At 61.1% G+C, this 23,897-nt stretch carries 29 protein-coding genes; 8 read left to right on the top strand and 21 right to left on the bottom strand.

Annotated features, from left to right (window positions below; all coding sequences use genetic code 11):
- The first annotated feature begins 14 nt into the window (after positions 1-14).
- Genes WMO66_RS10455 through pgsA form a run of 8 tightly spaced genes read left to right on the top strand, consistent with a single transcriptional unit; the run spans position 15 to position 7,653 of the window.
- Positions 15-701, top strand: a complete 687-nt coding sequence (locus WMO66_RS10455; protein ID WP_349136415.1) for a response regulator transcription factor — start codon at positions 15-17, stop codon at positions 699-701.
- A gap of 17 nt (positions 702-718) precedes the next feature.
- A complete protein-coding gene (locus WMO66_RS10450; RefSeq protein WP_349136414.1) occupies positions 719-2,149 on the top strand; it encodes a sensor histidine kinase in 1,431 nt (476 codons plus the stop codon).
- 11 nt (positions 2,150-2,160) lie between these two features.
- The gene (locus tag WMO66_RS10445; protein WP_349136412.1) at positions 2,161-3,168 is read left to right on the top strand and encodes a DUF1385 domain-containing protein; all 1,008 of its coding nucleotides are present in this window, start codon (positions 2,161-2,163) and stop codon (positions 3,166-3,168) included.
- Positions 3,162-4,031, top strand: coding sequence for a peptide chain release factor N(5)-glutamine methyltransferase (gene prmC / locus WMO66_RS10440; RefSeq protein WP_349136410.1), 870 nt, complete (start codon positions 3,162-3,164; stop codon positions 4,029-4,031). The genes WMO66_RS10445 and prmC overlap by 7 nt, the downstream gene beginning before the upstream one ends.
- A 2-nt stretch (positions 4,032-4,033) precedes the next feature.
- Positions 4,034-5,134, top strand: coding sequence for a recombinase RecA (recA, locus tag WMO66_RS10435; RefSeq protein WP_349136409.1), 1,101 nt, complete (start codon positions 4,034-4,036; stop codon positions 5,132-5,134).
- A complete protein-coding gene (locus tag WMO66_RS10430) occupies positions 5,134-5,754 on the top strand; it encodes a regulatory protein RecX (protein WP_349136407.1) in 621 nt (206 codons plus the stop codon). The genes recA and WMO66_RS10430 overlap by 1 nt, the downstream gene beginning before the upstream one ends.
- Before the next feature lie 19 nt (positions 5,755-5,773).
- Positions 5,774-7,108 carry a 30S ribosomal protein S12 methylthiotransferase RimO gene (gene rimO, locus WMO66_RS10425; protein WP_349136405.1) on the top strand — a complete coding sequence of 445 codons (1,335 nt, stop codon included), beginning with the start codon at positions 5,774-5,776 and terminating at the stop codon, positions 7,106-7,108.
- Complete coding sequence (pgsA, locus tag WMO66_RS10420; RefSeq protein WP_349136403.1) at positions 7,108-7,653, top strand: CDP-diacylglycerol--glycerol-3-phosphate 3-phosphatidyltransferase; 546 nt, start codon at positions 7,108-7,110, stop codon at positions 7,651-7,653. Before rimO ends, pgsA begins: the two co-directional genes overlap by 1 nt.
- A 340-nt stretch (positions 7,654-7,993) precedes the next feature.
- Here pgsA and tpiA read toward each other — a convergent pair whose 3' ends face one another.
- From tpiA to WMO66_RS10315, 21 genes are all read right to left on the bottom strand, one after another.
- Positions 7,994-8,743, bottom strand: coding sequence for a triose-phosphate isomerase (gene tpiA / locus WMO66_RS10415; RefSeq protein ID WP_349136401.1), 750 nt, complete (start codon positions 8,741-8,743; stop codon positions 7,994-7,996).
- 37 nt (positions 8,744-8,780) lie between these two features.
- On the bottom strand, positions 8,781-9,509 hold the full coding sequence (deoC, locus tag WMO66_RS10410) for a deoxyribose-phosphate aldolase (RefSeq protein ID WP_349136438.1): 729 nt from the start codon (positions 9,507-9,509) through the stop codon (positions 8,781-8,783).
- Positions 9,510-9,639: 130 nt separating this feature from the next.
- Entirely contained in the window at positions 9,640-10,404 is a 765-nt protein-coding gene (gene deoC, locus WMO66_RS10405; RefSeq protein ID WP_349136400.1) for a deoxyribose-phosphate aldolase, read from the bottom strand.
- A gap of 41 nt (positions 10,405-10,445) precedes the next feature.
- On the bottom strand, positions 10,446-10,733 hold the full coding sequence (locus tag WMO66_RS10400) for a EutN/CcmL family microcompartment protein (RefSeq protein WP_349136398.1): 288 nt from the start codon (positions 10,731-10,733) through the stop codon (positions 10,446-10,448).
- Positions 10,730-11,005 carry a BMC domain-containing protein gene (locus WMO66_RS10395; RefSeq protein ID WP_349136396.1) on the bottom strand — a complete coding sequence of 92 codons (276 nt, stop codon included), beginning with the start codon at positions 11,003-11,005 and terminating at the stop codon, positions 10,730-10,732. Before WMO66_RS10395 ends, WMO66_RS10400 begins: the two co-directional genes overlap by 4 nt.
- Positions 11,006-11,021: 16 nt before the next feature.
- Complete coding sequence (locus WMO66_RS10390) at positions 11,022-11,294, bottom strand: EutN/CcmL family microcompartment protein (RefSeq protein WP_349136394.1); 273 nt, start codon at positions 11,292-11,294, stop codon at positions 11,022-11,024.
- 3 nt (positions 11,295-11,297) lie between these two features.
- Positions 11,298-11,573, bottom strand: a complete 276-nt coding sequence (locus WMO66_RS10385; protein WP_349136392.1) for a BMC domain-containing protein — start codon at positions 11,571-11,573, stop codon at positions 11,298-11,300.
- 34 nt (positions 11,574-11,607) lie between these two features.
- The gene (locus WMO66_RS10380) at positions 11,608-11,883 is read right to left on the bottom strand and encodes a BMC domain-containing protein (protein WP_349136390.1); all 276 of its coding nucleotides are present in this window, start codon (positions 11,881-11,883) and stop codon (positions 11,608-11,610) included.
- A 45-nt stretch (positions 11,884-11,928) separates the two neighbouring features.
- Positions 11,929-12,474 carry a BMC domain-containing protein gene (locus WMO66_RS10375; protein ID WP_349136389.1) on the bottom strand — a complete coding sequence of 182 codons (546 nt, stop codon included), beginning with the start codon at positions 12,472-12,474 and terminating at the stop codon, positions 11,929-11,931.
- Positions 12,471-13,784: a 4Fe-4S dicluster domain-containing protein gene (locus WMO66_RS10370; protein WP_349136387.1), complete on the bottom strand. Its 1,314-nt coding sequence runs from the start codon at positions 13,782-13,784 to the stop codon at positions 12,471-12,473. Before WMO66_RS10370 ends, WMO66_RS10375 begins: the two co-directional genes overlap by 4 nt.
- 10 nt (positions 13,785-13,794) lie before the next feature.
- Positions 13,795-15,195, bottom strand: a complete 1,401-nt coding sequence (locus WMO66_RS10365; protein ID WP_349136386.1) for an aldehyde dehydrogenase family protein — start codon at positions 15,193-15,195, stop codon at positions 13,795-13,797.
- Between the two features lie 51 nt (positions 15,196-15,246).
- Positions 15,247-15,549: a EutN/CcmL family microcompartment protein gene (locus WMO66_RS10360; RefSeq protein WP_349136385.1), complete on the bottom strand. Its 303-nt coding sequence runs from the start codon at positions 15,547-15,549 to the stop codon at positions 15,247-15,249.
- Positions 15,536-16,240 (bottom strand): hypothetical protein, encoded by a 705-nt coding sequence (locus WMO66_RS10355; RefSeq protein WP_349136383.1) that lies wholly within the window; start codon positions 16,238-16,240, stop codon positions 15,536-15,538. The genes WMO66_RS10360 and WMO66_RS10355 overlap by 14 nt, the downstream gene beginning before the upstream one ends.
- A gap of 23 nt (positions 16,241-16,263) precedes the next feature.
- The gene (pduL, locus tag WMO66_RS10350; protein ID WP_349136381.1) at positions 16,264-16,902 is read right to left on the bottom strand and encodes a phosphate propanoyltransferase; all 639 of its coding nucleotides are present in this window, start codon (positions 16,900-16,902) and stop codon (positions 16,264-16,266) included.
- A gap of 11 nt (positions 16,903-16,913) precedes the next feature.
- A complete protein-coding gene (locus WMO66_RS10345) occupies positions 16,914-18,104 on the bottom strand; it encodes an iron-containing alcohol dehydrogenase (protein WP_349136379.1) in 1,191 nt (396 codons plus the stop codon).
- Entirely contained in the window at positions 18,094-18,303 is a 210-nt protein-coding gene (locus WMO66_RS10340) for a hypothetical protein (protein ID WP_349136378.1), read from the bottom strand. The genes WMO66_RS10345 and WMO66_RS10340 overlap by 11 nt, the downstream gene beginning before the upstream one ends.
- A gap of 53 nt (positions 18,304-18,356) precedes the next feature.
- Complete coding sequence (locus tag WMO66_RS10335) at positions 18,357-19,139, bottom strand: DeoR/GlpR family DNA-binding transcription regulator (protein ID WP_349136377.1); 783 nt, start codon at positions 19,137-19,139, stop codon at positions 18,357-18,359.
- Between the two features lie 142 nt (positions 19,140-19,281).
- Positions 19,282-19,902 (bottom strand): uridine kinase, encoded by a 621-nt coding sequence (udk, locus tag WMO66_RS10330; protein WP_349136375.1) that lies wholly within the window; start codon positions 19,900-19,902, stop codon positions 19,282-19,284.
- A gap of 296 nt (positions 19,903-20,198) precedes the next feature.
- Positions 20,199-21,143 (bottom strand): ABC transporter permease, encoded by a 945-nt coding sequence (locus WMO66_RS10325; protein WP_349136373.1) that lies wholly within the window; start codon positions 21,141-21,143, stop codon positions 20,199-20,201.
- The gene (locus WMO66_RS10320; RefSeq protein WP_349136372.1) at positions 21,140-22,285 is read right to left on the bottom strand and encodes an ABC transporter permease; all 1,146 of its coding nucleotides are present in this window, start codon (positions 22,283-22,285) and stop codon (positions 21,140-21,142) included. The genes WMO66_RS10325 and WMO66_RS10320 overlap by 4 nt, the downstream gene beginning before the upstream one ends.
- Positions 22,282-23,796, bottom strand: a complete 1,515-nt coding sequence (locus WMO66_RS10315; protein ID WP_349136436.1) for an ABC transporter ATP-binding protein — start codon at positions 23,794-23,796, stop codon at positions 22,282-22,284. Before WMO66_RS10315 ends, WMO66_RS10320 begins: the two co-directional genes overlap by 4 nt.
- Between the last annotated feature and the right edge of the window lie 101 nt (positions 23,797-23,897).

Genomic DNA, 23,897 nt, shown 5'->3' with positions numbered 1-23,897 from the left:
AAAAGGAGAGAAGCATGAAAAAGGTACTGATTCTGGAGGACGAGGTCAGCATCCGCAGCTTCGTCGTCATCAATCTCAAGCGGGCGGGCTATGAGGCCATCGAGGCCGGGACCGGCCGCGAGGCGCTTGAGCGCCTGAAGGAAAACCCGGACACCGGCGTGGCCATTCTGGACATCATGCTGCCGGATATCGACGGCTTCGAGGTCTGCCGCAGCATCCGTGCGACGAACAAGGCCATCGGCATCATCATGCTCACGGCGCGCACGCAGGAGATGGACAAGGTCACGGGCCTTATGACCGGCGCGGACGACTATGTCACCAAGCCCTTCTCCCCCGCCGAGCTGACGGCGCGCATCGACGCGCTCTACCGCCGCATCGGCGGCGCGGCCGAGGCAGATCCCGAAGTCATCGTCCACGAGCCGTTCACGCTCAACCTGCGCAACCGCACACTCGAAAAGAGCGGCCGCCGCATCAAGCTCACGCAGGTGGAGTTCGCCATTCTGCAGCTGTTCATGCAGAACCCCGGCCGCGTCCTGTCGCGGGAAGACATTCTCACCTCGGTCTGGGGCCGCGATTATGACGGTGAGCTCAAGATCGTGGATGTGAACATCCGCCGCCTGCGCATCAAGATCGAGGATAACACCGCAAACCCGACCTACATCACGACGGTCTGGGGCTACGGGTATAAATGGGGCCTGTAAGCCCGGGAGGAACCGCCATGAAACGAAACAGCGGCCTGCAGAAGCGCTGGCTGCGCAATACGCTGAGCATTCTGTTTGCCATCGTGCTTCTCTGCGTGATCGCGCTTTCGATCATGGTCGCAGACTATTACTACTCCAGCATGGAGGCCGGGATGGAGGCCAAAGCGCGCACGAGCACGAGCTTTTTCGACAACTACGTCCGCCAGAGCTACAACGAATATTACCAGTCCTGCGCAAAATTCGCCCAGAGCTTTGACTCGAAGGACCAGATGGAGCTGCAGTTCGTCAACACGAACAACCGCATCGTCGCCTCGTCCTACGGCGTGTACTCCGGTATGGCCGGTGTGACGTCCGACATCCGCGAGGCCATCGAGACGAAGGCCATCGCGTCCTACACCGGAACAAATCCCGCGACCGGCGAGCGCATCATGGCAGTCTCCAGCCCGCTCATCTATACAAACGGCGAGGTCATCGGCGTGCTGCGCTATGTCACGAGCCTGCGCCGCGCCGACCGGCAGATCATGCTCTTCAGCCTGTGCGCCGCGCTTGTCGGCCTGATCGTGCTGCTCGTTGTCTATGTCAGCGGCCGCTACTTTGTCAAATCCATCCTTGTCCCGGTGCAGGAGCTGACCGCCACGGCCAAGCGCATCTCCGCTGGCAGCTATGGCGTGCAGATCCCGCGGAAGTCCGACGACGAGATCGGCGAGCTGACGGACACCATCAACGAAATGTCTGAAAAGATCAGCCGCGCAGAGAAAATGCAGTCCGAGTTCGTCTCGTCCGTCTCGCATGAGCTGCGCACCCCGCTCACAGCCATCAGCGGCTGGAGCGAAACGCTGCTGTCCGCCGGAGCTGGCGTTGACAGCGCCGAGGCCCGCCGCGGCCTGAGCATCATCCAGCGCGAGGCCGCCCGCCTGACGGACATGGTCGAGGAGCTGCTGGAGTTCACCCGCATTCAGGACGGCCGCTTTACCCTGAACGTCGTGCCGTGCGACCTGCGCACGGAGTTTGAGGACACCGTGTTCATGTACGGCTCCCGCCTGCGGCAGGAGGGAATTGTGCTGGACTACCTGGAAAATGACGACGATATCCCCGAAATCCCCTGCGATCCGGCGCGGATGAAGCAGGTCTTCCTGAATATTCTGGACAATGCCGCCAAGCACGGCGGCGAGGGCGGCAGGATCACGGCCGAGATCTGCCGGGAAAACGCAGACGGGCAGGACTCCGTCGTCATCCGCATCCGCGACTTCGGCCCCGGCATTCCCGAAGAGGAGCTGCCGCTCGTGAAAAAGAAATTCTACAAGGGCGCCTCCAAGGCGCGCGGCAGCGGCATCGGCCTTGCGGTCTGCGAAGAGATCGTTACGATGCACAACGGCGTGCTCGACATCGCCAATGCCGAGGGCGGCGGCGCGGTCGTCACCATCCGGCTCCCCATTGCAGAGCAATAGAAAGGAAACACATGGCAAAAAAGAACACACAGCAGCCGCAGGAACAATTCAAGACCATGATCGGCGGGCAGGCCCTCATCGAGGGCATTATGATGCTCGGCCCGGAGAAATCCGCCGTTGTCGTCCGCACGAAGGACGGCCTGCAGCGCAAGGTCGAGCCGCGGAAGCTCTCGCAGAAGTGGTCGCCGAAGAAGCTGCCGTTCATCCGCGGCATCTTCAATTTCTGCACATCCATGAAGACCGGCGTCTCCGCCCTCATGTATTCCGCGGATTTCTTTGCGGAGGAGGACGAGGACGAAAAAGGCAAGGAGCCCGGCCGTTTTGAGGCTTGGCTGGAAAAGCGCCTGTCCTCCGAGAAGGCGCAGAACGCGCTCATCACGTTCTCCGTCGTGCTCGGGCTGGCGTTCTCCATCGCGCTGTTCTTCGTGCTGCCGTCGCTGCTCGGCTCGTTCCTGAACCGCTTTGTCACCACGAATGAGATCGTGCGCAACCTGCTCGAGGGCCTGCTGCGCATCGTGATCTTCCTTGCTTACATGTTCCTCGTGTCCCGCATGAAGGACATGCGCCGCGTCTTCTCCTATCACGGCGCGGAGCATAAGACCATCCGCTGCTACGAGGCTAAGCTCCCCCTGACGGTCGAAAACGCGCGCAAAATGACCCGCCTGCATCCGCGCTGCGGCACAAGCTTCCTGTTCGTCGTGATGATCGTCTCCATTCTGGTCTTTTCCCTTGCCACGCCGCTGCTGCGGCCGATCACGGCGGGCATCACCTCGCACTGGCTCGAGGCCCTCGTGCGCGTGGTGCTGAAGCTCCTGCTCCTGCCGATTGTCGTCGGCATCAGCTATGAATTCAACCGTCTCGTCGGCCGCCATGACAACTGGCTGACGCGCGCGCTGTCCGCTCCCGGCATGTGGCTGCAGTACCTGACGACAAACGAGCCGGACGACTCCATGCTGGAAGTCGGCATCGAGGCGCTGACGCTCGTTCTGCCGGAAAAGGAGGGCGAGGACCGGTGGTAAAGAAATACGCCGAGCTCTATCTCGACGCCCGCCGCGCCTTGCTGCCCACAGAGGGCCAGTTTGCCTCGAACGTCGCGCGGGAGCTCATCTGCGCGGCCTCCGGCAAAACGGCAGAGCAGCTGATCTCGGACCGCGACCTCTACGCCTCTGAGGAGATCTGTGAGCTGGCGCAGTCCTTTGTGCGCCGCCGCGTGGCAGGAGAGCCCATGCCATACATCCTCGGTGAATGGGACTTCTACGGCATGACGCTCACCGTCACGCCCGACGTGCTCATTCCCCGCGACGACACCATGGCCGTAACGGAGCTTGCCATCAAAAAGGCGCTGTTTCTCGAGCAGAATCCGCGCATTCTGGATCTGTGCACCGGCTCCGGCTGCATCGGCCTTGCCATCGCCCGCCGCGTGAAGGACGCGCGCGTGACGCTCGGAGACGTCTCCCCTGCCGCGCTGCGCGTGGCCCGGCAGAACGTCGGCAGCCAGCGCCTGTCCGGCCGTGTGAAGTGCCTGACGATCGACGTCCGGCAGCCCACGGCCCCGTTTCTCGGCACCTTTGACCTGATCGTCTCGAATCCGCCCTATGTCACAACGGCGGAAATGGAGACGCTCGATCCGTCCGTCCGCGACTATGAGCCGCATCTGGCGCTCTGGGGCGGCGACGACGGACTGGATTTTTACCGCGCCATCGTGCGCAACTTCACCCCCGCGCTCAACCCCGGCGGCTGGCTTTGCTTCGAATTCGGCATGGGCCAGGACGCCGCCGTGTGCGACCTGCTGCGCCGCGCAGGCTATGAGATCGCGGAGCTGAAAAAAGACACCGCAGACATCACCCGGGCCGTTCTCGCCCGGAAGAGAGAGGAAGGCTGACCATGGCACAGAAAAAGCCCGCCTACGAGGCCCCCGCGCCCGCAGACGACAAGAAAAAAGCGTTGGAAACCGCGCTGCACCAGATCGAGAAAAACTACGGCAAGGGCGCCGTCATGCGTCTGGGCGACCGTCCGGAGATGAACGTGGACGCCATCCCCACCGGCTCCCTTGCACTGGACGCTGCCCTCGGCATCGGCGGCCTGCCCCGCGGCCGTATCGTCGAGATCTACGGTCCGGAATCCTCCGGTAAGACGACACTTGCCCTGCACGTTTTGGCGGAGGCACAGAAGCGCGGCGGCGAAGTCGCCTTTGTGGATGCCGAGCACGCGCTCGATCCCGTTTATGCGGCCGCCATCGGCGTGGACATCGACTCCATGCTCGTTTCCCAGCCGGACACCGGCGAACAGGCTCTCGATATCACGGACGCCCTCGTCCGCTCCGGCGCCATTGACGTCGTCGTCGTCGACTCTGTCGCTGCTCTGACGCCCCGCGCCGAGATCGAGGGCGAGATGGGTGAGGCCTTTGTCGGTCTGCAGGCCCGCCTGATGTCGCAGGCTCTGCGCAAGCTGGCTGGCACCGTCTCCAAGACAAACTGCATCGTCATCTTCATCAACCAGCTGCGTATGAAGATCGGCGTCATGTACGGAAACCCCGAGACCACGACCGGTGGCAACGCCCTGAAGTTCTACTCCTCCGTGCGTCTGGACGTCCGTAAGATCGAGGCCATCAAGAGCGGCACTGAGATCGTCGGCAACCGCACGCGCGTAAAGGTCATCAAGAACAAGTGCGCGCCCCCCTTCCGTGAGGCCGTGTTCGATATCATGTACGGCGAGGGCATCTCCCGCTTCGGCGAGCTGTTGGATATCGCCGTCACGCTGGAGCTTGTCAATAAGAGCGGCAGCTGGTTCTCCGTCGGCGACGAGCGCATCGGGCAGGGCCGCGACAATGCCAAGCAGTATATCGCCGATCATCCCGAGCTGGCCGCCGAGCTGGAGGCGCGCGTCCGTACCCACCTGATGGAGGTCCAGAACAGCCGCATCAAGCAGCCCACTGCGCCAGCCAAGCCCGTGGATGTCTCGGCGGACGACTTTGACGCCGAATAATGCGTCTGCTTGCCATTGAACAGACGCGCTCGCCGCAGGGCAAGCTGCGTCTGCGCTTTGACAGCGGCGAAGCCATGCTGGTGCTCCCGGCCGTGGTCGCGGACCTGAGCCTGCGCCCCGGCATGGACATCCCGGACGCCGCACGCGCCTCGCTCGAGGCCGCTGCCGGCTCCGCGTCCGCAAAGGAGCGCGCCGTTCGCATTCTGTCCGCCGCAACGGTCTCCCGCGCCGAGCTGGAGCACCGTCTGCGCCAGAAGGGCGAATCGCCCGAGAACGCCAGGCAGGCCGTCGAATGGCTCGACGGGCTCTCCCTGCTCGATGACGAGGCCGCAGCCCGGCAGATCGTCCGCAGCGGCACGGCAAAGGGCTACGGCGCGGCACGCATCCGGCAGATGCTCTACGCCAAGCACATCCCGCGCGAGCTGTGGGACGAGGCTCTTGCCGAGCTCCCGGAGCAGGACGACGCGATCGACGCATTTTTACAGAAGCGGTTCCGCGGCAGGCAGCCCGACCGCACGGAGATCCGCCGCGCAGCAGACGCGCTGCTGCGCCGCGGCCATGCGTGGGGCGATATCCGCCGCGCGCTCGAACGTTACGACCCGGATTTTCCGGAGGAATAAGGAAAGAGGTACAACCCCGATGGGCAAACGAGTGGGAATGATCTCCCTTGGCTGTGCCAAAAATCAGGTCAACGCAGAACAGATGCTCTATCGCCTGCAGCAGGCAGGCTACACCCTGCAGGAGGATGTGGACGGCGCGGATCTCGTGATCGTCAACACCTGCGGCTTTATCGACTCGGCCAAGAGCGAGGCCATCGACAACATTCTCGCCATGGGCGCGCTGAAGCAGGAGGGCCGCATCGGCCGACTGCTCGTGACAGGCTGCCTGTCGCAGCGCTATCAGGACGAGATCCTGCAGGAGATGCCGGAGGTCGACGGCGTGCTCGGCACAGGCAGCTATGACGACATCGTCTCCGTGGCGGACCGCCTGCTGAACGGCGGCGAGACCGTCAGCGAGTTCGGCGACATCGACGCCCCGGCAGACGAGGCCGGGCGCGTGCTCACGACGCCGCAGCACTATGCCTACATCAAGATCGCCGAGGGCTGCAACAATTTCTGCGCCTTCTGCATCATCCCCCATCTGCGCGGGCGCTACCGCAGCCGCGCCGTGGAGGACATCCTGCAGGAGGCCCGCGGCCTTGCGGAGTCCGGCGTCAAGGAGCTGATCGTCGTCGCGCAGGACACGAGCCGCTACGGCACGGACCTGTACGGCGCGCCGCGCCTTCCCCTCCTGCTGCACGAGCTGTGCCGCATTGAGGGCTTCCACTGGATCCGCGTGCACTACCTCTACCCCGATATGATCACGGACGAGCTGCTGGACACGTTCGCGTCCGAGCCGAAGCTCGTCAACTACATGGACATTCCTATCCAGCATGTGAACGACGCGATCCTGCGCCGCATGAACCGCCGCGGGACCCGCGCCGAGCTGGACGAGATGCTCCAGAAGCTGCGCAGCCGCCTGCCCGACGCCGTCATCCGCACGAGCCTCATCACGGGCCTGCCCGGCGAGGGCGAGGCCGAGTTCGAAGAGCTCTGTACCTGGCTCCGTGAGAACAAGCTCGAGCGCGTCGGTGCGTTCGTGTTCTCCCCCGAGGACGGAACGCCTGCCGCCAAAATGGAACATGCGGACGAGGAGGTCGCGCAGCGCCGCGCCGAGATCATCGCCGAGCTGCAGTCGCGCATCATGGATGCGTACAACGCAGCCCGCGTCGGGACGGTCATGGAGGTGCTTTGCGAGGGCGAAGAGCCGGAGACCGGCCGCTGCTTCGGCCGGACCTATGCCGACTCGCCCGATATCGACGGCCGCGTGCTGTTCTCTGCGGCGCGCAGTGTCGTTCCCGGTGAGTTTGTAATGGTCCGCATCACAGGTGCCGAGGACGGCGACCTGGTCGGTGAAATGGAGGAGAATGCATAATGACGACTGCAACGAAGATCACGCTGTTTCGTGTCGTGATGATCCCGGTTTTTCTGGTCTGTATGTACCTCAGTGAGATCTGGAGCTGGATGCAGATCGTCTCCTGCGTCGTGTTTGCCGTGGCCAGTCTTTCCGATATTCTGGACGGTCAGATCGCGCGCCGCTGCAATCAGGTGACGGACCTCGGCAAATTCCTTGACCCGCTGGCCGATAAGGTGCTTGTCATCGCCGCTATGGCCATGTTCTGCGAATGGGGCATCTATCCTGCCTGGGCACTGATGATCGTTCTGGCGCGCGAATTTGCCGTGACAGGTCTGCGTCTCATCGCCGCCGGAAAGGGCCGCGTCATTGCAGCCGGTTGGTCCGGTAAGGTCAAGACTGCTGTCACCATGACAGGCCTGAGCTTCATGCTCGTCTTCGGCCGCCGCTTTGTGTTCAGCGAGGTGCTCGACTGGGTTGTCGTGGCCGCTATCACCGTCACGACGCTCTATTCCGGCATCGAATACTTCGTCCGGAATCACGACGTGTTCGAGAATACGAAATAACCGTTTCCGACGGAAAAGCTCCCGGTGCAGTATCAAACCGCACCGGGAGCTGTTCACATCATCCGCAAACAAGCAAAGCCCCGGTGCGATGCACCGGGGCTCCAGACTGTCGAAAAACCTGCCCAGCCGAAAATTACGGAGGGAAGAAAAGTGTGAAAAGAAACCGTCAGGGTGTCCTTTCGCGTTCAATCACCCGCCGCAGCGGCAGAATTGCAAAATAATACTGCAAAATTCTATTTTGCAATTCTGAAAGCAGCTTGGCGAAAAAGTCCAAAGGGACTTTTTTGACAAGCGGAAGCCCCGGTGCGATGCACCGGGGCTCGTGTTGTTCCGAATAGGATCAGCCGTGATAGTTGATGACCTTCTCGAACTTCTCGGCAACAAGGCTCGCGCCGCCGATCAGGCCGCCGTCGATCTCAGGCTGGCTCATCAGCTCGGTCGCGTTCTTGTCGTTCATGCTGCCGCCGTAGAGGATACGGACCTGATCGGCAGCGTCACCGAACAGCTCGCGGATCGCAGCACGGATGGCGGCGATGGTGCGGTTGGCGTCCGTCGCCGTGGCGGTCATGCCGGTGCCAATGGCCCAGATCGGCTCATAGGCGATGACGACATCCGTCACCTTTGCCGGGCTGACGCCGCACAGAGCGGCCTTCGTCTGCATGCAGACGACTTCGTTCGTGATGTTGGTCTGCTTCTGCTGCAGGCTCTCGCCGACGCAGACAATGGGCTTCAGGCCTTCGGCCAGAACCTTCAGGACCTTTTTGTTGACGGTCTCGTCGGTCTCGGCGAAGTACTGACGGCGCTCGGAATGGCCGAGGATGACATACTCGACGCCGAGCTCTTTCAGGCTGGCGATGTTGCACTCGCCGGTGAAAGCGCCCTTGTCCTCAAAATGGACGTTCTGCGCACCGAGCTTGATGTCCGTGCCCTTCAGCTGCGTTGCGGCAGCGAACAGGCTGACGGTCATCGGGCAGACAACGACTTCCGCCTTCGTGCGGACCTGGATCTTCTTCAGGTCTTCGACAAGGGCGACGGTCTCAGCGGGCGTCTTGTTCATTTTCCAGTTGCCCGCGATCATGGGTTTTCTCATGGGGGTCAGATCCTTTCTATGTTGCGCTTGGAATAAATCAATACAGCTTCTTGCGGATTTCGACGTTGCCGGACGGGCACTGGTTCTTGCAGTTGCCGCAGTTGACGCACTTATGCTCGTCTTCCTTCACGCCGCTGACGATCTTCATCGTGGAGCTGCAGCCCAGACGGTTTGCACCGGCCTTGAGCATGGCAATGGCATCGTCATAGGTACGAACGCCGCCGGAGGCCTTGACGCCCATCTCGGGGCCGACGGTCTCGCGCATCAGGCGGACATCCTCGACGGTAGCGCCGCCGGTGGAATAACCGGTGGAGGTCTTCACGAAGGCAGCGCCGGCGAGCTTCGCGACGGTGCAGGCCTTGACCTTCTCTTCGTCGGTCAGGAGGCAGGCCTCGATGATGACCTTGACCTTGGCGCGGCCCTTGACGGCGTTGACAACGCCCTCGATGTCGCGCTTGACAAGCAGCCAGTCGCCGGACTTGATGGCGCCGACATTGATGACCATGTCGATCTCACGAGCGCCCTTGGAGGCGGCGTCGGAGGCCTCGAAGGCCTTCGCCTCGGGGGTGCTGGTGCCGAACGGGAAAGCGATTACGCAGCACGGCGTCACGCCGCTGCCCTCGAGCTGCTGGGCGACATACTGAATGTAGGAGGGGTTCACGCACACGCTGGCGCAGTGATACTTCTTGGCCTCGTCGCAGATCTTGCGGATCTCGTTGACGCTGGCTTCCGGCTTCAGGTAGGTATGGTCAATGTACTTGGCCATGTCTGCCGGGGTATAGCCGTCGCTCGCGGCGGGCGTCTGGGTCTGCGCGCCGTACTTGGAGCAGATCTCCTCCGTTACCTGTCTGATAATTTCATTGATATCCATTGAAAGTCGTTTCCTTTCGTATCGTTTATGCGTTTTTCAGCGCTTCCTCGGCGATCTTCGCCGTGGCCGTCAGGCCAAGGCGCGTTGCGCCTGCGGCAAGCAGTTCTTCTGCCTGCGCGAGCGTTTTGATGCCGCCGTCGATCTTGATGCCGACATTGCGGCCGAGGATCTCGCTGGCAAAGCGGACATCCTCAACGCGGGCGCCGTGGCCGCTGAGCATATTCTGGATCTTCACATAGTTCACGCCGCTGCTGCGCAGCATCTGCAGAACGGCGCGCTTCTCCTCCGGCGTGTAGAGCGCGTGCTCGAACACGGCCTTGAGCTGGACCTTGCCGACCGCACAGCGCACGAGCTCATCGAGCTCACGCTGCGCCACATCGAGACGGCCGGACTTGATGGCCAGCACGTTCAGGGCGACGTCGACCTCCGTGGCTCCGTTGGCCATGCACTCGCGCAGCTCCGCCAGCTTGGCGGCCTGCGACATGCAGCCGTGCGGGAACCCGATGGCCGTGCCGACGGCGACGGGGCTGCCGAGCAGGATCTCGCGCGCAGCCGGTACATAGTACGGTGCAACGCAGACCGCTGCGACGGAGTATTTCCGTGCGACGGCACATTCGCGCTCGATGGTCTCAAGCGTCGTGTCGGGGTTGAGAAGAGAGTGCTCCAGATGGGAGATCACGTCCACGCCCGTGACCATGCCGGCATAGGGCGCGTCCGTTACCGTCGGTTCCAGATGGAAATACTGCATGACCTGCTGCTCCACCTGTTTCCGGATCGCTTCGATATCCATATCCATCTCACCTGTTTCGTGGAATGTGGGAATGCGTCACCTCAGTGGTATTCCCGGGTCTCGCCGTCGAGCGTGATGTGGTCGATAACACCGCAGATCGTCAAATCGGCGATGACGGAGCGGCCGAGGAACATGTTCGCCGAGCCGCCCTCGACATTCACAAGGACCGTATCCCCGATCCCGGCGTCCGCCACGTCAAAGGCGATGGCCTGGTTCCCGGTCAGGCTGCCGTTCTCGTCGATATAGTCGATGATCATCAGCTTCTGACCGGTGTAGCAGGCATCCTTCACCGTAGAGACGACGTTCCCGACGACCCTGGCCAGCTTCATCCGAGCTTCGGCAGGATAGCCTCCACGTCATCGTGCGGGGACGGGATGACATGGGTGCCGTACAGCTCACCGACGCGCTTTGCAGCGGTGGCGCCTGCGTCCACAGCGGCCTTGACGGCGCCGACATCGCCGCGGACCATAACGGTCACGAGGCCGGAGCCGATCTGCTGCTTGCCGATGAGATGCACATCGGCTGCCTTGACCATCGCATCGGCCGCTTCGACAGCGCCGATCAGGCCACGGGTCTCGATCATACCAAGAGCGAGTTTCATAGGTTATTCCTCCAGATTATTCTTTGATTCTGACATTATACGAGTCGATAAATCCGACGATCGCCGAGTCGGCCGCAGGCACCGTCTTGCGGAACATGCGCGCCGCCTCCTTTGAGCCGATCATGAAGACAAAATCTCCGCGACCGGCCTGCCGGGTCGCGTCGGCAGCCACGATCATCTTCGTTTTTACGCCTTTTTCAATGAGCTGAACGACGAGCAGCGGGATATTTTCCAGCCGCTCCTCCTTCACGCTCGCCACGACGCAGCCGACGACTTCCCCGATATACATAGCTTAACCGATGTTCGGCAGGATGGCTTCCACGTCGTCGTGCGGAGACGGGATGACATGGGTGCCGTACAGCTCGCCGACGCGCTTTGCGGCGGTAGCGCCTGCGTCGACAGCGGCCTTGACAGCGCCGACATCGCCGCGGACCATGACGGTCACGAGGCCGGAGCCGATCTGCTGCTTGCCGATCAGATGAACATTAGCTGCCTTGACCATGGCATCGGCTGCTTCGACAGCGCCGATCAGGCCGCGGGTCTCAATCATACCAAGAGCGAGTTTCATAGGTTATTTCCTCCGTAAATCAATTCTGAATAAATCAGCCAAGGGTGGGCAGGATGCTCTCCACGTCGTCGTGCGGGGACGGGATGACATGGGTGCCGTACAGCTCGCCGACGCGCTTCGCGGCGGTAGCGCCTGCATCGACAGCGGCCTTGACAGCGCCGACATCGCCGCGGACCATGACGGTCACGAGGCCGGAGCCGATCTGCTGCTCACCGATCAGATGAACGTTTGCTGCCTTGACCATGGCATCGGCTGCTTCGACAGCGCCGATCAGGCCGCGGGTCTCGATCATGCCTAATGCTTCTTTCATGATAAAAAACCTCCAATGATTGTATATGTGAAAATATTTTTACGCTTAATAAAGGGACTTGACGATATCGGGATGCGGGTGCGGGATCACAACGCTCTCCGACAGCAGGCCCTTGACCTCGGACATGCCTTCGGCGGCATGGATGGCAGCGCGCACGGCAGCAACGTCGCCCGTCATGGTGATGAAGGACTTGCCGCCCAGGCCGCGGCCGAGACGAACGTCCATCAGGTGGATATCAGCCGCCTTCACGGCTGCATCGGCTGCGACAACGGCTGCGCAGAGGCTGTAGGCCTCCATAACGCCGATGGCAGCGACCTCGCCGATCTCGTTGCAGGCGTTGATGGCGCGGGGCACCTGCTCGTGCACATGGGAGATCACCATGCTGTCGATCAGGCGCTGACCGGCCTCGGCCTTGCCTGCCGCGACGCTTTCGCTGACGGCGGAGACCTCGCCCGTGACGATCACGATGTACTTGCCCGCGCAGACCGGCTGCGCCGTGACAAGCTGGACCGTCGCGGCCTTGAGCATCGCATCGCCGGCGTTGACGCCGAGCGGGATGCTCTGAACTTCAATCATACCCAGTGCATTCATTTGGCAGCCTTCCTTATCTCAATGTAGTCGGCGGTGATGTCCGTCACGACGCCGGAGATGCTGGCATGCATCTTGACGCCGAGCTTCTTCTCCGCGATGTCGGCCACGAGCTGGTTCTTGCGGACCTTATCCCCGACCGCAACGACCGGAACGCTCGGAGCGCCGACGCCCATGCGCAGCGCGATGCGCACGCAGCTCGTCGTCAGGGGCTTTTCCGCCATGGGCGCGGGAACGTCGTATTCCGCGATGCCGAGGCGCGCGATCAGGCGCTCGACCGGGACCTTCTTGTTCTCCAAGCCGCCGTCCACCGGGCCGTAGACCTCCTTGCGGGGGCGAACGCCCTTCGAGGCAATGGCAGACTTGAGCGTCTGCATCACCTGCGAGGGCTTCAGGCCGAAGTTGCAGGCATAATAGGTGCATAGTCCGCAATTGCAGCAGGAGAAGATGCCATTGAACTCGCCAAGCAGGTCGCCGCCGCTCGCCAGACTGCGCATGGCCTTGTGCGGCTGCACGTTCAGGCCCAGCGCGTTGCGCGGGCACATCTGCGTGCACATGGAGCACTGGCAGCAGACCGACATGATGAGCTGCAGATTGAGCTTCGGAGACTTCCGCTCCAGCAGGGGGTGATCCTTCGGGATGGCCAGCAGGCCGCCGGTCGTCTTCGTCACCGGGATGTCCAGCGTGTCGACCACCCGGCCCATGCACGGGCCGCCGATGATGTATTTGCAGTCGCAGGTGGGACCGCCGGCGGCGTCCATGAGCTCCTGCAGGGAGATGCCGACCGGAACGCGGAGCGTGACAGGGTTCTTCACCGCGCCGCCGACCGTGACATACTTCTCCGTGACCTTCTTGCCGTCGAGCGCGGCGGCAATATTCGTGAGCGTGCTGACGTTGCACACAACCGCGCCGACATCCAGCGGCAGACCGCCGGTCGGGACGACACGGCCCGTGACCTCGTAGACGATCTGCTGCTCATCGCCTGCAGGATAATAGCCCTGCAGCAGATGCAGCTCCACATCGTCCGCGTCCTTCAGCACTTCCTGCAACGCGGCAACGGCAGCGTGGTAATGCTCCTTCAGGCAGATGACCGCACGCTTCGCACCGGTGAATTCCTTCACGGCGCGGATGCCGCGCACGACATCGGCTGCGAAATACTGCATGACCTGCTGGTCGACCCGCAGCAGTGGCTCACACTCGGCTCCGTTTGCAAGGACGAATTCCGCCTTGCAGTTGATCTTTACATGGGTGGGAAAGCCCGCGCCGCCCGCGCCGAGAATACCGGCGTCGCAGACCAGTTTATTCAGCTCCATCCCGTCCGCCTCAGATGATGCGGAAGTCGCCCTTCAGCACACAGCGTCTTGCGCGCGTAAAGGACTTCGCGCTCGTCAGGCCCTCGCCGGTCGGGGTGGCGATGGTCAGCGTGGTGTAGCCCTCGCCGCCGAAGCCCAGACCGGAGTAGGACGGGGCATTCTTGACGAAGATGGTCGTGTTCATGCGGCGGGCCGCACGGGACATGTTGTGCACGTTGGAAGAATGGATCATCGCGGAGTGCTGGCAGCCATGCTCTGCGCGGAAGGCCTCGTCCAGCGCCTCGTCGAAGTTGTTCACGCGGACCATGCCGAGCACCGGCATGAGCATCTCGACCTCGACAAACGGATGATAGCGGTCGACATCGGCGATGACAAGCACGGGATCGCCGCTGAACTGCACGCCGCTCTCGCGGAGGATGTACGTTGCATCATGGCCGACAAACTTGCGGTTGATGACATACTTGCCGTCCTTCTGGATGAGCACGGTGCGGACGATCTTGTCGATATCCTCGCCGTAGACGCGGTAAGCGCCGCACTTTTCCATCGTGTTCATGAGGGAGTCGGCAATGGAGTTGACCATGAAGACTTCCTTCTCGGCCACGCACAGGACATTATTGTCGAAGCTCGCGCCGTCGACGATGTCCTTGGCAGCCTGCGCGATATCGGCGGTCTCGTCGACGATGACAGGGGGATTGCCCGGGCCTGCGGCAACGCACTTCTTGCCGGACTTCATGGCCACGCCGACAACGGCCTCGCCGCCGGTGACGGCCAGCATCTTGATGGCCTTGTGGGTCATAATGACCTTCGAGGTATCGAGCGTCGGCTCCTTCGCAGCGGTCATCAGGCCATTCGGGCCGCCCGCCTTCACGATCGCCTCATTGAGCAGCTCCATAGCCTTCTGAGAGGCGCGCTTTGCTGCCGGATGGGGATTATACACCACGGCGTTGCCCGCGGAGATCATGCTGATGGAGTTGTTGATGATGGTGGCGGTGGGATTCGTGGACGGGGTGATGGCGCCGATGACGCCATAGGGGGCCGTCTCAACGAGCGTCAGGCCGTTGTCGCCGCTGAACGCCGTGGGATGCAGATCCTCAATACCGGGGGTCTTGTTCGCAGCGAGGAGGTTCTTTGCGATCTTATGAGGCACCTTGCCGTAGCCGGTCTCCTCGTGCGCCAGAATGGCAAGCTCTTCGGCATGCTCCCGGGCGCAGACGCGCATGGCCTCGATCAGCTTGCCGCGCTCCTCGAGCGACATGTCCATGAGCTGATGCTGGGCACGGATGGCCGTGTCGATCGCGTCATGTACATCGTCGAACAGGCACTGCACGCCGGTCGGGGCAAACGAGCCCGACTCAAAGCTGCTGCGTGTCTGCGCGGCAATTTGCTGGATCTGTTCTTTCGTCAATGCCATAACATATCCTCAACTTTCTAATATAGATTCGCGTTTGCTGGTTTTCTGAAATCAACCTCTGCTGAATTTCTCAAAAATCCGGGAGCCGTTGACGTCGACCGAATCAATGATGGCAACAATGCTCAGGTCGACGGGCTTGCCCTCCGTTACGGCCGTCTGGCGCGACGAGCTGCCGCTGACGACCATCACGACTTCCCCCTCGCCTGCGCCGACGGCGTCGATGGCGACGAGGAGGCCGCCCTTTTCCTGCCAGGTTTCAATGTCGATGGGCTTGATGAGCTGAAGCTTCAGCCCATTGAGCTTTTCGGCCTTGTTCGTGCTGACGACGGTTCCCTTCACTCTAGCTAGCTGCATGTGTTGTTTCTCCTTCATACCGCAGGATCACATCGGTCGCGGCCAGTGCATCGCGTGCGGCGGGTGTGATGATCGCGCCGCTGCGGCAGCGGATCGTTTTGCTCTCCGTCTTCGCGGCGTCCAGAACATCCGCTTCCGTAACGAGGTCCGTGCCCTCCGGCTCCTGCGGAGCCACGGCGAAATACGGGCAGACCGTTACGGCCATCTGCCGCAGCGTGTCGATGGCCTCAGCGGTATCTGCAAGGAAGGTGTTGCGGCGGAAGCGGGGCGGCTCATAGTCGAGATACACCCGGACATCCTTCTGCCACAGAATAGCGCGCACGAGCAGATGCGACAGCGGGTCACCGTCATCACCGGACGCGATGCGGCGCAGCAGCTCGAGACGCGGCGAGACGAGGATGACCGTTTTGGCCTCCTTCACCCGCTCAAGCAGCCCGCCCGGCTCCAGCTTTCCGGCGTAGAGCAGGGCCTCGTCTGCAAACGTGTTCGTCTCCGGGATGCTCACAGGCGTGTAGGCGACGCCGAACTGCTCGTTCAGTGTCTGCTGCAGCTTTTCCGGGAAGGAGACACTGTCGGCCAGCAGCACGAGCACCTGCTCGGGGTGCTGCCTGCGGCGCTCCTCCTGCGCAATGCGGCGGACGACCTCGGCTACGATCAGCTCTGTTAACTTGTAAAGCTGTGCTCGATCCATAGCTACCTCTTACCCGCAGCCGGTCAGGGCAGGACCTCCATCATCGGGGTCCCGCGCATGGCGATGGCATTGGCCTCATCGGTGTCGATGTGGACCTCCATATCATGGCCCTTGCCGCTGCGGACGATCACATTTTCAAATACGACGGCGCGCTCGCCCTCGGCGCGCAGGCGGACGGGCTGGCCGTCCCGCAGGCCGAAGAGCGCACACTGCGCCTCGGAAAGATGCAGATGGCGTGCCGCGATGATAACGCCCTCGGAAAGCTCGATCTCACCGGCAGGGCCGACGAGCCTGCAGCCCGGCGTTCCGGCCGTTTTGCCGGACATGCGCACAGGCGCCTTGATGCCGAGCTTGAACGAGTCGGTCATGGCGATCTCCACCTGCGTGGCGCTGCGCTCCGGGCCGAGCACGCGGACCTTGGCAAGCTGCCCCTTCGGCCCGACGATGGTCACCTGCTCCGTGCAGGCGTACTGCCCCGGCTGGGACAGCATGCGGAACACGGTCAGCTGATGGCCCGGTCCGAACAGGCGCTCGACATCCGCATGGCACAGATGCACATGGCGCGCAGACGATGCGACCGGAACGAAGATCCGGCCCGTTTTGCGGAAGACCTCTTCCGAGGTGGCAAGCTGGACCTTTCTCTGGACCTCAGATTTCTCCATGCCGTGCCTCCTCATTTCTGCACCGTCTTCAGGACGATGCCCTCGTAATATGTCTTGGCAAGGATGGTCTTGACATCATCCAGAGTCGGGCGGACGATGTTTGTCTGCGTGGCGGTGTCCTCCAGCGCATGCTCGGCCAGCACGTCGATGTCTTCCATGCGGAATTTCGTGTCGCAAAGCTTCGGGATCTTCACATCGTCACACAGGCGGCGGACGGCCTCAATAGCCTTCTTCGAGGCCTGATCGACCGAAAGGTTATCGCACTTCTCGCCCATAGCCTGCGCCACGGTGGCAAGGCGGCCCATGCAGTACGGGCGGTTGTACTCCAGCACACGCGGCAGCAAGATGGCGTTTGCAAGGCCGTGCGGAATGTTGTAGAAGCCGCCGAGCTGATGCGCAATGCCGTGCACAAGGCCGAGGCCTGCATTCGAGAAGGCAAGACCAGCCATGTACTCGGCCCAGCACATATTCGTGCGGGCGTCCATGTTCGAGCCGTCGCGGACTGCGTCGCGCAGCGAGCCGGAGACCAGGCGGACCGCCTCAAGGGACAGGGCGTCGGTGTAGGGCGTGTGCGTATTGCAGATGTAGGCCTCAATGGCGTGCGTCAGGGCGTCAATACCGGTGGCAGCCGTCAGAGAAGGCGGCATGCCGACCATGAGCATCGGGTCGTTCAGAGCCAAATGCGCAAGGCAGTTCGTGTCCACCATGAGCATCTTCGTCTTCGTCTCTTCGTCCGTGACGACGTAGGCACGCGTGCACTCGGAGCCGGTGCCGGCCGTCGTGTTGACGGCGATGATCGGCGTACCGCGCTTTTTCGACTTGTTGTAGCCGTTGTAATCCTGAATCTTTCCACCGTTGGCGGACAGGATGCTCACGGCCTTTGCCACATCGATCGGCGAGCCGCCGCCGATGGCGATGATCGCATCGCACTGGTGCTCCTGATAGAAATGCAGCGCGTCATAAACGATCCGGGTCGTGGGGTTCGGCTCCACGCCGTCATAGACCACATACTGGATGTTCGCATTATCGAGAACAGCCGTGACCTTTCCGGCGGTGCCGACCTTGATGAGGCCCTTATCCGTCACAACGAGGACGCACTTCGAACTCAGGCGCTGCAGAAAATGCGGGATCTTGGTGATGCCGTCGCGCCCGATGAGCGTTCTGCGCGGGGCATACAGTTCAACAATGCCTTCATTTCTCATAGTTGCTATCTCCATTTGTTTGCCGGGCGTATCGCTCAAAATCGCTCAAGCATACTACGCCCATCTTTACGGCATCTATCATCCCACAAAATTGGCGATCTGTCAATACATCGGCCAGGATTTTTTGTTTTTCGGCGAAATAGCCAAAATCGTTTGGAAATATTTTCACATACCAAGGCCCGATTGCAAAAACCCGCACAGATCTTCCGGTTTCCCTTCCATCCGTGCGGGTTTTAATCGCTCATATTTCGCTCATTCAAACGGCAGTACCGTGCAGGGGATCCCCTGCCGGGCATAAAAATCCAGATACTTCTGCGGTGCGCCGCTCGTTGTGATCATGCGGCAGGTCTTTTCCGGTGGAAAAACGCTGGCAAAGGCGCGGCGGTCGTACTTTGCGCTGTCGGCCAGAATGTAAAACCGGCGCGTCATGCGCGCAAGCTGGGTGTAGAGGCCGATCTGATTCTTGTTGTTCACGGTGTAGCCGCGCTCCAGATCGATGCCGTCGACCGTGATGAAGACCTTGTCAAAGTAAAAGCTGCGCAAGACATGGCTGATGTCCGGATCAAGCGTCTCAATATAATTCTTCCCTGCGTGGACATCGCCGCCCAGCAGCGTCACGGACGCATTCGGGCACTCGGCAAGCTCCAGCACCGCCGTGATGCTCGTCGTGACGACGGTCAGGCGCTCGACGTTCTGGAGCATGGACGCCAGCATATTGCACGTCTTGCCCGCGCCGAGGAACACGGACTCCCCTGCCTTGACCGAGGCCGCTGCCTCCTGCGCGATGCGGTATTTTTCCTCATCCGTATGATTCAGGATCGCCGTTCCCTGCAGATAGCCCTTCGGCTCCTCCTTTTTCGGAAGCTGCAGGCCGCCGTGCGTGCGCTGAGCCAGTCCCTTTTCCTGCAGCAGCTCAAAATCGCGCCGCGTCGTTGCGACGGATGCCCCCGTCAATGCGCAGGCCTCCGTCAATGCAAGCGAGCCCTGCTCCTGCAGCCGCTCCAGCAGCCGCCGCTCCCGTTCCCAAGCTTTCATACTGCACCTCCGTAACCAGAACGTTAATTTCGCTCATAAATCGCTCATAAGCAGTATAGCACGCCGGAAGGCCACTGTCAATCCCCCATTCTGAAAAACAACTCCGGGCGGCCGAATGGGCCGCCCGGAGAGAAGACCTTCTTCAATTGCTGTCGATGTGGCGCTGGATGCGGTCGATGATCATTTCGAGTGCGACCAGATTCTTGCCGCCCTCGAGCACGACGAGATCAGCATTTTTTTTGCTCGGCTCCACGAACTGCTCGTGCATGGGCTTGACCGTTGCAAGATACTGGCCGAGCACAGAATCGAGGCTGCGGCCGCGCTTTGCAACGTCGCGGCGGATGCGGCGGATAAGGCGGACATCAGCGTCCGTATCCACAAAGATCTTGATATCCATCTGATCGCACAGGGCGTGGTTCTCGAAGATCAGGATACCCTCGACCAGAATGACCTTGCGCGGCTCGACCGTAACGGTTTCGCTCGTGCGGGAATAGGTCGCATAGTCGTAGACGGGGCATTCGATGCTGTGCCCGGCCTTCAGCTCCTTCAAGTGGCCGATCATCATGTCGGTATCGAAGGCGTCCGGATGATCATAGTTGAGCTTGCGGCGCTCCTCGATGGTCAGCTCGTCATAGGGCCGATAGTAATTATCGTGGCTGAGCACGGTGACATCGTCCTGAAAACGAGCGATCAGGTTCTTCATGAGCGTTGTTTTGCCGCTGCCGCTGCCGCCTGCGATACCCAGCACAATGATATTTGACATTCTATTTCTCCTCTATCGAAATACCGGGCTGCTTGTCCCGGTGCAAAGGATTCAGCTTGTCAAAAAAGTCCCTTTGGACTTTTTTGACAAGCTGCTTTCAGAATTGCAAAATTAAATTTTGCAGCATGATTTTGCAATTCTGCCGCTGCGGCGGGTTATTTGACGTGAAAGGACACCCTGACGGTTTCCTTTCACGCTTTTCTTCCCTCCGAAACTTTCGGCTGTGCAGGTTTTTTGACAGTCTGGGATTCTCCTGCCCCCGAAAGCGGGAGCAGGAGAACCGGTTTGAACAGGACTCAGCGCTGACCCTTATCGTAGGGGATGCCCTCAGCCTTCGGGGCTCTGGACTTTTTGGACGTGAAGGCCAGAACGATGAGGGAGACGAAGTAGGGCAGCATGTTGTAAACAACGCTGGGCATGTTGAGCTTGAGCAGGAAGTCAAAGCCGGAGTAGACATTGCCCAAAGCGCGGAAGAAGCCGAACAGGATCGCAGCCAGTGCGATCTTCACCGGACTCCAGCCGCCGAAGATCATGACGGCGAGGGCCAGGAAGCCGAAGCCCGCGACGCCGTATTCAAACTTCCAGACACTGACGCCGGCCGTGATGAAAGCGATGCCGCCGAGGCCGCCGAGCACGCCGGAGATCATGACACCGGCATAACGCATCTTGTAGACGTTGATGCCGACGGAGTCCGCCGCCTGCGGATGCTCGCCGCAGGCACGCAGGCGCAGGCCGAAGCGCGTCTTATACAGCACAGCGAACGAGACGATCAGTGCAATGACGGCAACCAGCATGAACCAGTTGAACTCGAATTTGCCGATGTTCAGGATGAAGAGCTTCTTCGGCTCGATGTAGGAGATATCGGAGGAAACGTCGTTGCCACCGGACATCGACGCGTTCATAGCCTTGACCGCGACAGTCGCAGCAGCCGTTGCCAGCAGGTTCATGGCCGTGCCGGTGATGGTCTGGTCCGCGCGGAACGTGATCGAGGCAACGGCGAGCAGCAGCGAATACAGCAGGCCCGCCGCAGCGCTGGCGAGGATGACCGTCAGGACCATGACCGGTGCGCCGACGGAGACCGGCAGGAATTTCATGACAAGTGCGCCGCCGAGTGCGCCGATGACCATGATGCCCTCAAGGCCGATGTTGATGACGCCGGAACGCTCCGAGAAGCAGCCGCCCAGGGCGACGAGAAGCAGGACCGAGGCAAAAATGATCGTATACTGGATCAGCAGTGTCATTTCTGCGCACCTCCTTTCTGTTCTTCCGCAAGCTTGGCGCGCGCGGCACGGCGCTCATCGCCCTTCCGCAGCGAGGCCTGCAGGCGCTCCTTCAGGAAGCCGCTGAACGCGCACAGGAAGATGATGAGGCTGGAGATCAGGCTGGAGATCTGCGGGGAATAGACCGTCAGGTCGACATTGCCGCCGCCGGTCGTGATATGCTGGATGAAGAACGAGGCGAGAATGGAGCCAAAGGGGCTCAGACCACCGAGGAAGGCAACGGCGATGCCGTTGAAGCCCATGCCCGGAACGGAGGAGATCGTCGTCTCCCAGTCCTCGATGCCGGTCAGATAGTACAGGCCTGCACCCATACCGGCAAGACCGCCCGCGATGACCATCGTAAGGATGACGTTGCGGTTTTCCTTCATGCCGCAGTACTTCGCAGCGTTAAAGTTGAAGCCGGTCGCCTTCAGCTCATAGCCGAACTTCGTCTTGTTCAGGATGACCCAAACGAGGACCGCCATGAGGATAGCAAGCGGGATGGCAATGGTCACGGTCTTCTCGCCTGCAAACAGCTTGCTCAGGCCGAGGCTCGGGATGAGAGCCGAGGGGTTAGCCGCCGTCAGGGACTTCGTATAGGGGCTGTTCGGGTGCTTGACCGTTGTCAGGATCAGGTTCGTCAGATACAGGGCGATCCAGTTGAGCATGATGCCGGAGATGACAACGTTGACATTGCAGTAGGTACGCAGCGCACCGGAAATGGCACCGAGGAACGCGCCGGCAGCAATAGCCAGCAGCAGGCACAGGTACCACGGCAGCTGCCAGGCGATCGCGGCATAAAGGCCGACGCATGCGCCCGCGACATACTGACCGGCCGCGCCGATGTTGAACATGCCGACCTTATAGGCGAACAGGATGGACAGCGCACACATCAGCAGCGGCGCCGTGCGGACGAGCGTCTGGCCGAAATACTTCATGCGCAGCTTGCCCGCCGGATAATGGAAGAAATTCTTCAGCAGGGCGGACATGGACTTCCATGCGCCCGCGGGGTTGATGATGAGCAGGACGACATAGCCGATGGCCACGCCGAGAATGATGCACAGCAGAGAGGTCAGAAGGGTCTGGAAGCTGTCGCTGCGCAGCAGAGACTTGCGCTTTTTCATGCCCCGTGCACCTCCCTCTTTGCACCGGCCATATAGAGGCCGAGCTCTTCAACAGTCGTTTTCTTCGGATCGAGCTCGCCGACGATCTCGCCCTCGTACATGACGAGGATGCGGTCGGAGAGGCTCATGACCTCGTCCAGCTCCAGCGAGACGAGGAGAACGGCTTTGTTCTTGTCGCGCTGAGCGACGATCTGCCTGTGGATGTACTCAATGGCGCCGACGTCGAGGCCGCGGGTCGGCTGCACGGCGATGAGCAGCTGCGGGTCCTTATCGATCTCGCGGGCGATGATCGCCTTCTGCTGGTTGCCGCCGGACATGGCGCGCGCCAGTGTGATGGGCCCCTGACCAGAGCGGACGTCGTACTGGTCGATGAGGTGCTCGGCATAGGTACGGATGTTCTTGCGCTTCAGGAAGCCCGCACCGTTGACGAACTGCGGCTCAAAGTAGCGCTGCAGCACGAGGTTGTCCTCGAGCGTATAGTCCAGCACGAGGCCGTGCTTATGACGATCCTCCGGGATGTGGCTCATGCCGAGGATGGAACGCTTGCGGATCTGCATATTCGTGATATCCTGACCGCACAGCGTGACCGTACCCTCTTTCACAGGTTCGAGGCCGGTCAGGCCGTAGACGAGCTCCGTCTGGCCGTTTCCGTCGATGCCGGCGATACAGACGATCTCGCCCTCGCGCACGTTGAACGAGACCTGCTTGACGGCGTTGTTGTGGTGGAGCTTTGAAGCAACCGTGAGGCCCTTGACCTCCAGGATGGGCTTGCCGGGCTTGGCAGGCTCCTTGTGGACGGCAAATTCCACATCGCGGCCGACCATCATGCGGGAAAGCTCTTCCTTCGTCGTGTTCTTGATGTCCACGGTGCCGATGTACTTGCCCTTGCGCAGGACAGTGCAGCGGTCCGCCACGGCCATGATCTCGTTGAGCTTGTGGGAGATGAAGAGGATGGACTTGCCTTCCTCTGCCAGGCCGCGCATGATGTCCATGAGCTCTTCGATCTCCTGCGGCGTCAAAACGGCAGTCGGCTCATCGAAGATCAGGATCTCATTGTCGCGGTAGAGCATCTTGAGGATCTCCGTGCGCTGCTGCATGCCGACGGTGATGTCCTCGATGAGAGCATCGGGGTCGACGTGCAGGCCATACTGCTCAGAGAGCTTCATGACCTTTTCCCGGGCCTGATCCATCTGCAGGAAGCCCGCCTTGTTCGGCTCCACGCCGAGGATGATGTTTTCAAGCACCGTAAAGCACTCCACGAGCTTGAAGTGCTGATGCACCATGCCAATGCCCAGTGCATTGGCATCGTTCGGATCATTGATCTTGACTTCCACGCCATCCTTCTTGATAATGCCCTCTTCCGCCTGATACAGGCCGAACAGGACGCTCATCAGCGTGGACTTGCCTGCGCCGTTTTCGCCGAGGAGCGCATGGATCTCGCCATGGCGAAGCTGGAGCGTGATGTTGTCGTTTGCAATGATACCGGGGAACCGCTTGGTGATATTCAGCATTTCGATTGCATACTGTTCGTTACCCAAACCGATTGCCTCCCTCTCTTATGGTTTCAGATTCTATTATAATCAATTCCATGTTTGATTTCAAACACAAAAAG

It is taken from the genome of Faecousia intestinalis, from assembly GCF_040096185.1.
In the GTDB taxonomy this organism is placed as follows: domain Bacteria; phylum Bacillota; class Clostridia; order Oscillospirales; family Oscillospiraceae; genus JAZOXB01.
The sequence above is the reverse complement of the archived record's forward strand: the minus strand, read 5'-3'. Positions and strand labels throughout refer to the sequence as shown.

Excerpts from the sequence above, each read along its gene's own strand:
- deoC (WP_349136400.1), bottom strand. The coding sequence starts at position 10,404 with ATGGATATCGAAGCGATCCGGAAACAGGTGGAGCAGCAGGTCATGCAG.
- WMO66_RS10445 (WP_349136412.1), top strand. The coding sequence starts at position 2,161 with ATGGCAAAAAAGAACACACAGCAGCCGCAGGAACAATTCAAGACCATG.
- rimO (WP_349136405.1), top strand. The coding sequence starts at position 5,774 with ATGGGCAAACGAGTGGGAATGATCTCCCTTGGCTGTGCCAAAAATCAG.
- udk (WP_349136375.1), bottom strand. The coding sequence starts at position 19,902 with ATGTCAAATATCATTGTGCTGGGTATCGCAGGCGGCAGCGGCAGCGGC.
- WMO66_RS10450 (WP_349136414.1), top strand. The coding sequence starts at position 719 with ATGAAACGAAACAGCGGCCTGCAGAAGCGCTGGCTGCGCAATACGCTG.
- WMO66_RS10320 (WP_349136372.1), bottom strand. The coding sequence starts at position 22,285 with ATGAAAAAGCGCAAGTCTCTGCTGCGCAGCGACAGCTTCCAGACCCTT.
- WMO66_RS10400 (WP_349136398.1), bottom strand. The coding sequence starts at position 10,733 with ATGAAGCTGGCCAGGGTCGTCGGGAACGTCGTCTCTACGGTGAAGGAT.
- WMO66_RS10375 (WP_349136389.1), bottom strand. The coding sequence starts at position 12,474 with ATGAATGCACTGGGTATGATTGAAGTTCAGAGCATCCCGCTCGGCGTC.
- tpiA (WP_349136401.1), bottom strand. The coding sequence starts at position 8,743 with ATGAGAAAACCCATGATCGCGGGCAACTGGAAAATGAACAAGACGCCC.
- pduL (WP_349136381.1), bottom strand. The coding sequence starts at position 16,902 with ATGGAGAAATCTGAGGTCCAGAGAAAGGTCCAGCTTGCCACCTCGGAA.
- WMO66_RS10355 (WP_349136383.1), bottom strand. The coding sequence starts at position 16,240 with ATGGATCGAGCACAGCTTTACAAGTTAACAGAGCTGATCGTAGCCGAG.
- WMO66_RS10335 (WP_349136377.1), bottom strand. The coding sequence starts at position 19,139 with ATGAAAGCTTGGGAACGGGAGCGGCGGCTGCTGGAGCGGCTGCAGGAG.
- WMO66_RS10345 (WP_349136379.1), bottom strand. The coding sequence starts at position 18,104 with ATGAGAAATGAAGGCATTGTTGAACTGTATGCCCCGCGCAGAACGCTC.
- WMO66_RS10380 (WP_349136390.1), bottom strand. The coding sequence starts at position 11,883 with ATGAAAGAAGCATTAGGCATGATCGAGACCCGCGGCCTGATCGGCGCT.
- recA (WP_349136409.1), top strand. The coding sequence starts at position 4,034 with ATGGCACAGAAAAAGCCCGCCTACGAGGCCCCCGCGCCCGCAGACGAC.
- WMO66_RS10325 (WP_349136373.1), bottom strand. The coding sequence starts at position 21,143 with ATGACACTGCTGATCCAGTATACGATCATTTTTGCCTCGGTCCTGCTT.
- deoC (WP_349136438.1), bottom strand. The coding sequence starts at position 9,509 with ATGGCCAAGTACATTGACCATACCTACCTGAAGCCGGAAGCCAGCGTC.
- WMO66_RS10315 (WP_349136436.1), bottom strand. The coding sequence starts at position 23,796 with ATGCTGAATATCACCAAGCGGTTCCCCGGTATCATTGCAAACGACAAC.
- WMO66_RS10430 (WP_349136407.1), top strand. The coding sequence starts at position 5,134 with ATGCGTCTGCTTGCCATTGAACAGACGCGCTCGCCGCAGGGCAAGCTG.
- WMO66_RS10390 (WP_349136394.1), bottom strand. The coding sequence starts at position 11,294 with ATGTATATCGGGGAAGTCGTCGGCTGCGTCGTGGCGAGCGTGAAGGAG.
- WMO66_RS10455 (WP_349136415.1), top strand. The coding sequence starts at position 15 with ATGAAAAAGGTACTGATTCTGGAGGACGAGGTCAGCATCCGCAGCTTC.
- WMO66_RS10395 (WP_349136396.1), bottom strand. The coding sequence starts at position 11,005 with ATGAAACTCGCTCTTGGTATGATCGAGACCCGTGGCCTGATCGGCGCT.
- WMO66_RS10370 (WP_349136387.1), bottom strand. The coding sequence starts at position 13,784 with ATGGAGCTGAATAAACTGGTCTGCGACGCCGGTATTCTCGGCGCGGGC.
- WMO66_RS10360 (WP_349136385.1), bottom strand. The coding sequence starts at position 15,549 with ATGCAGCTAGCTAGAGTGAAGGGAACCGTCGTCAGCACGAACAAGGCC.
- WMO66_RS10365 (WP_349136386.1), bottom strand. The coding sequence starts at position 15,195 with ATGGCATTGACGAAAGAACAGATCCAGCAAATTGCCGCGCAGACACGC.
- WMO66_RS10385 (WP_349136392.1), bottom strand. The coding sequence starts at position 11,573 with ATGAAACTCGCTCTTGGTATGATTGAGACCCGCGGCCTGATCGGCGCT.
- pgsA (WP_349136403.1), top strand. The coding sequence starts at position 7,108 with ATGACGACTGCAACGAAGATCACGCTGTTTCGTGTCGTGATGATCCCG.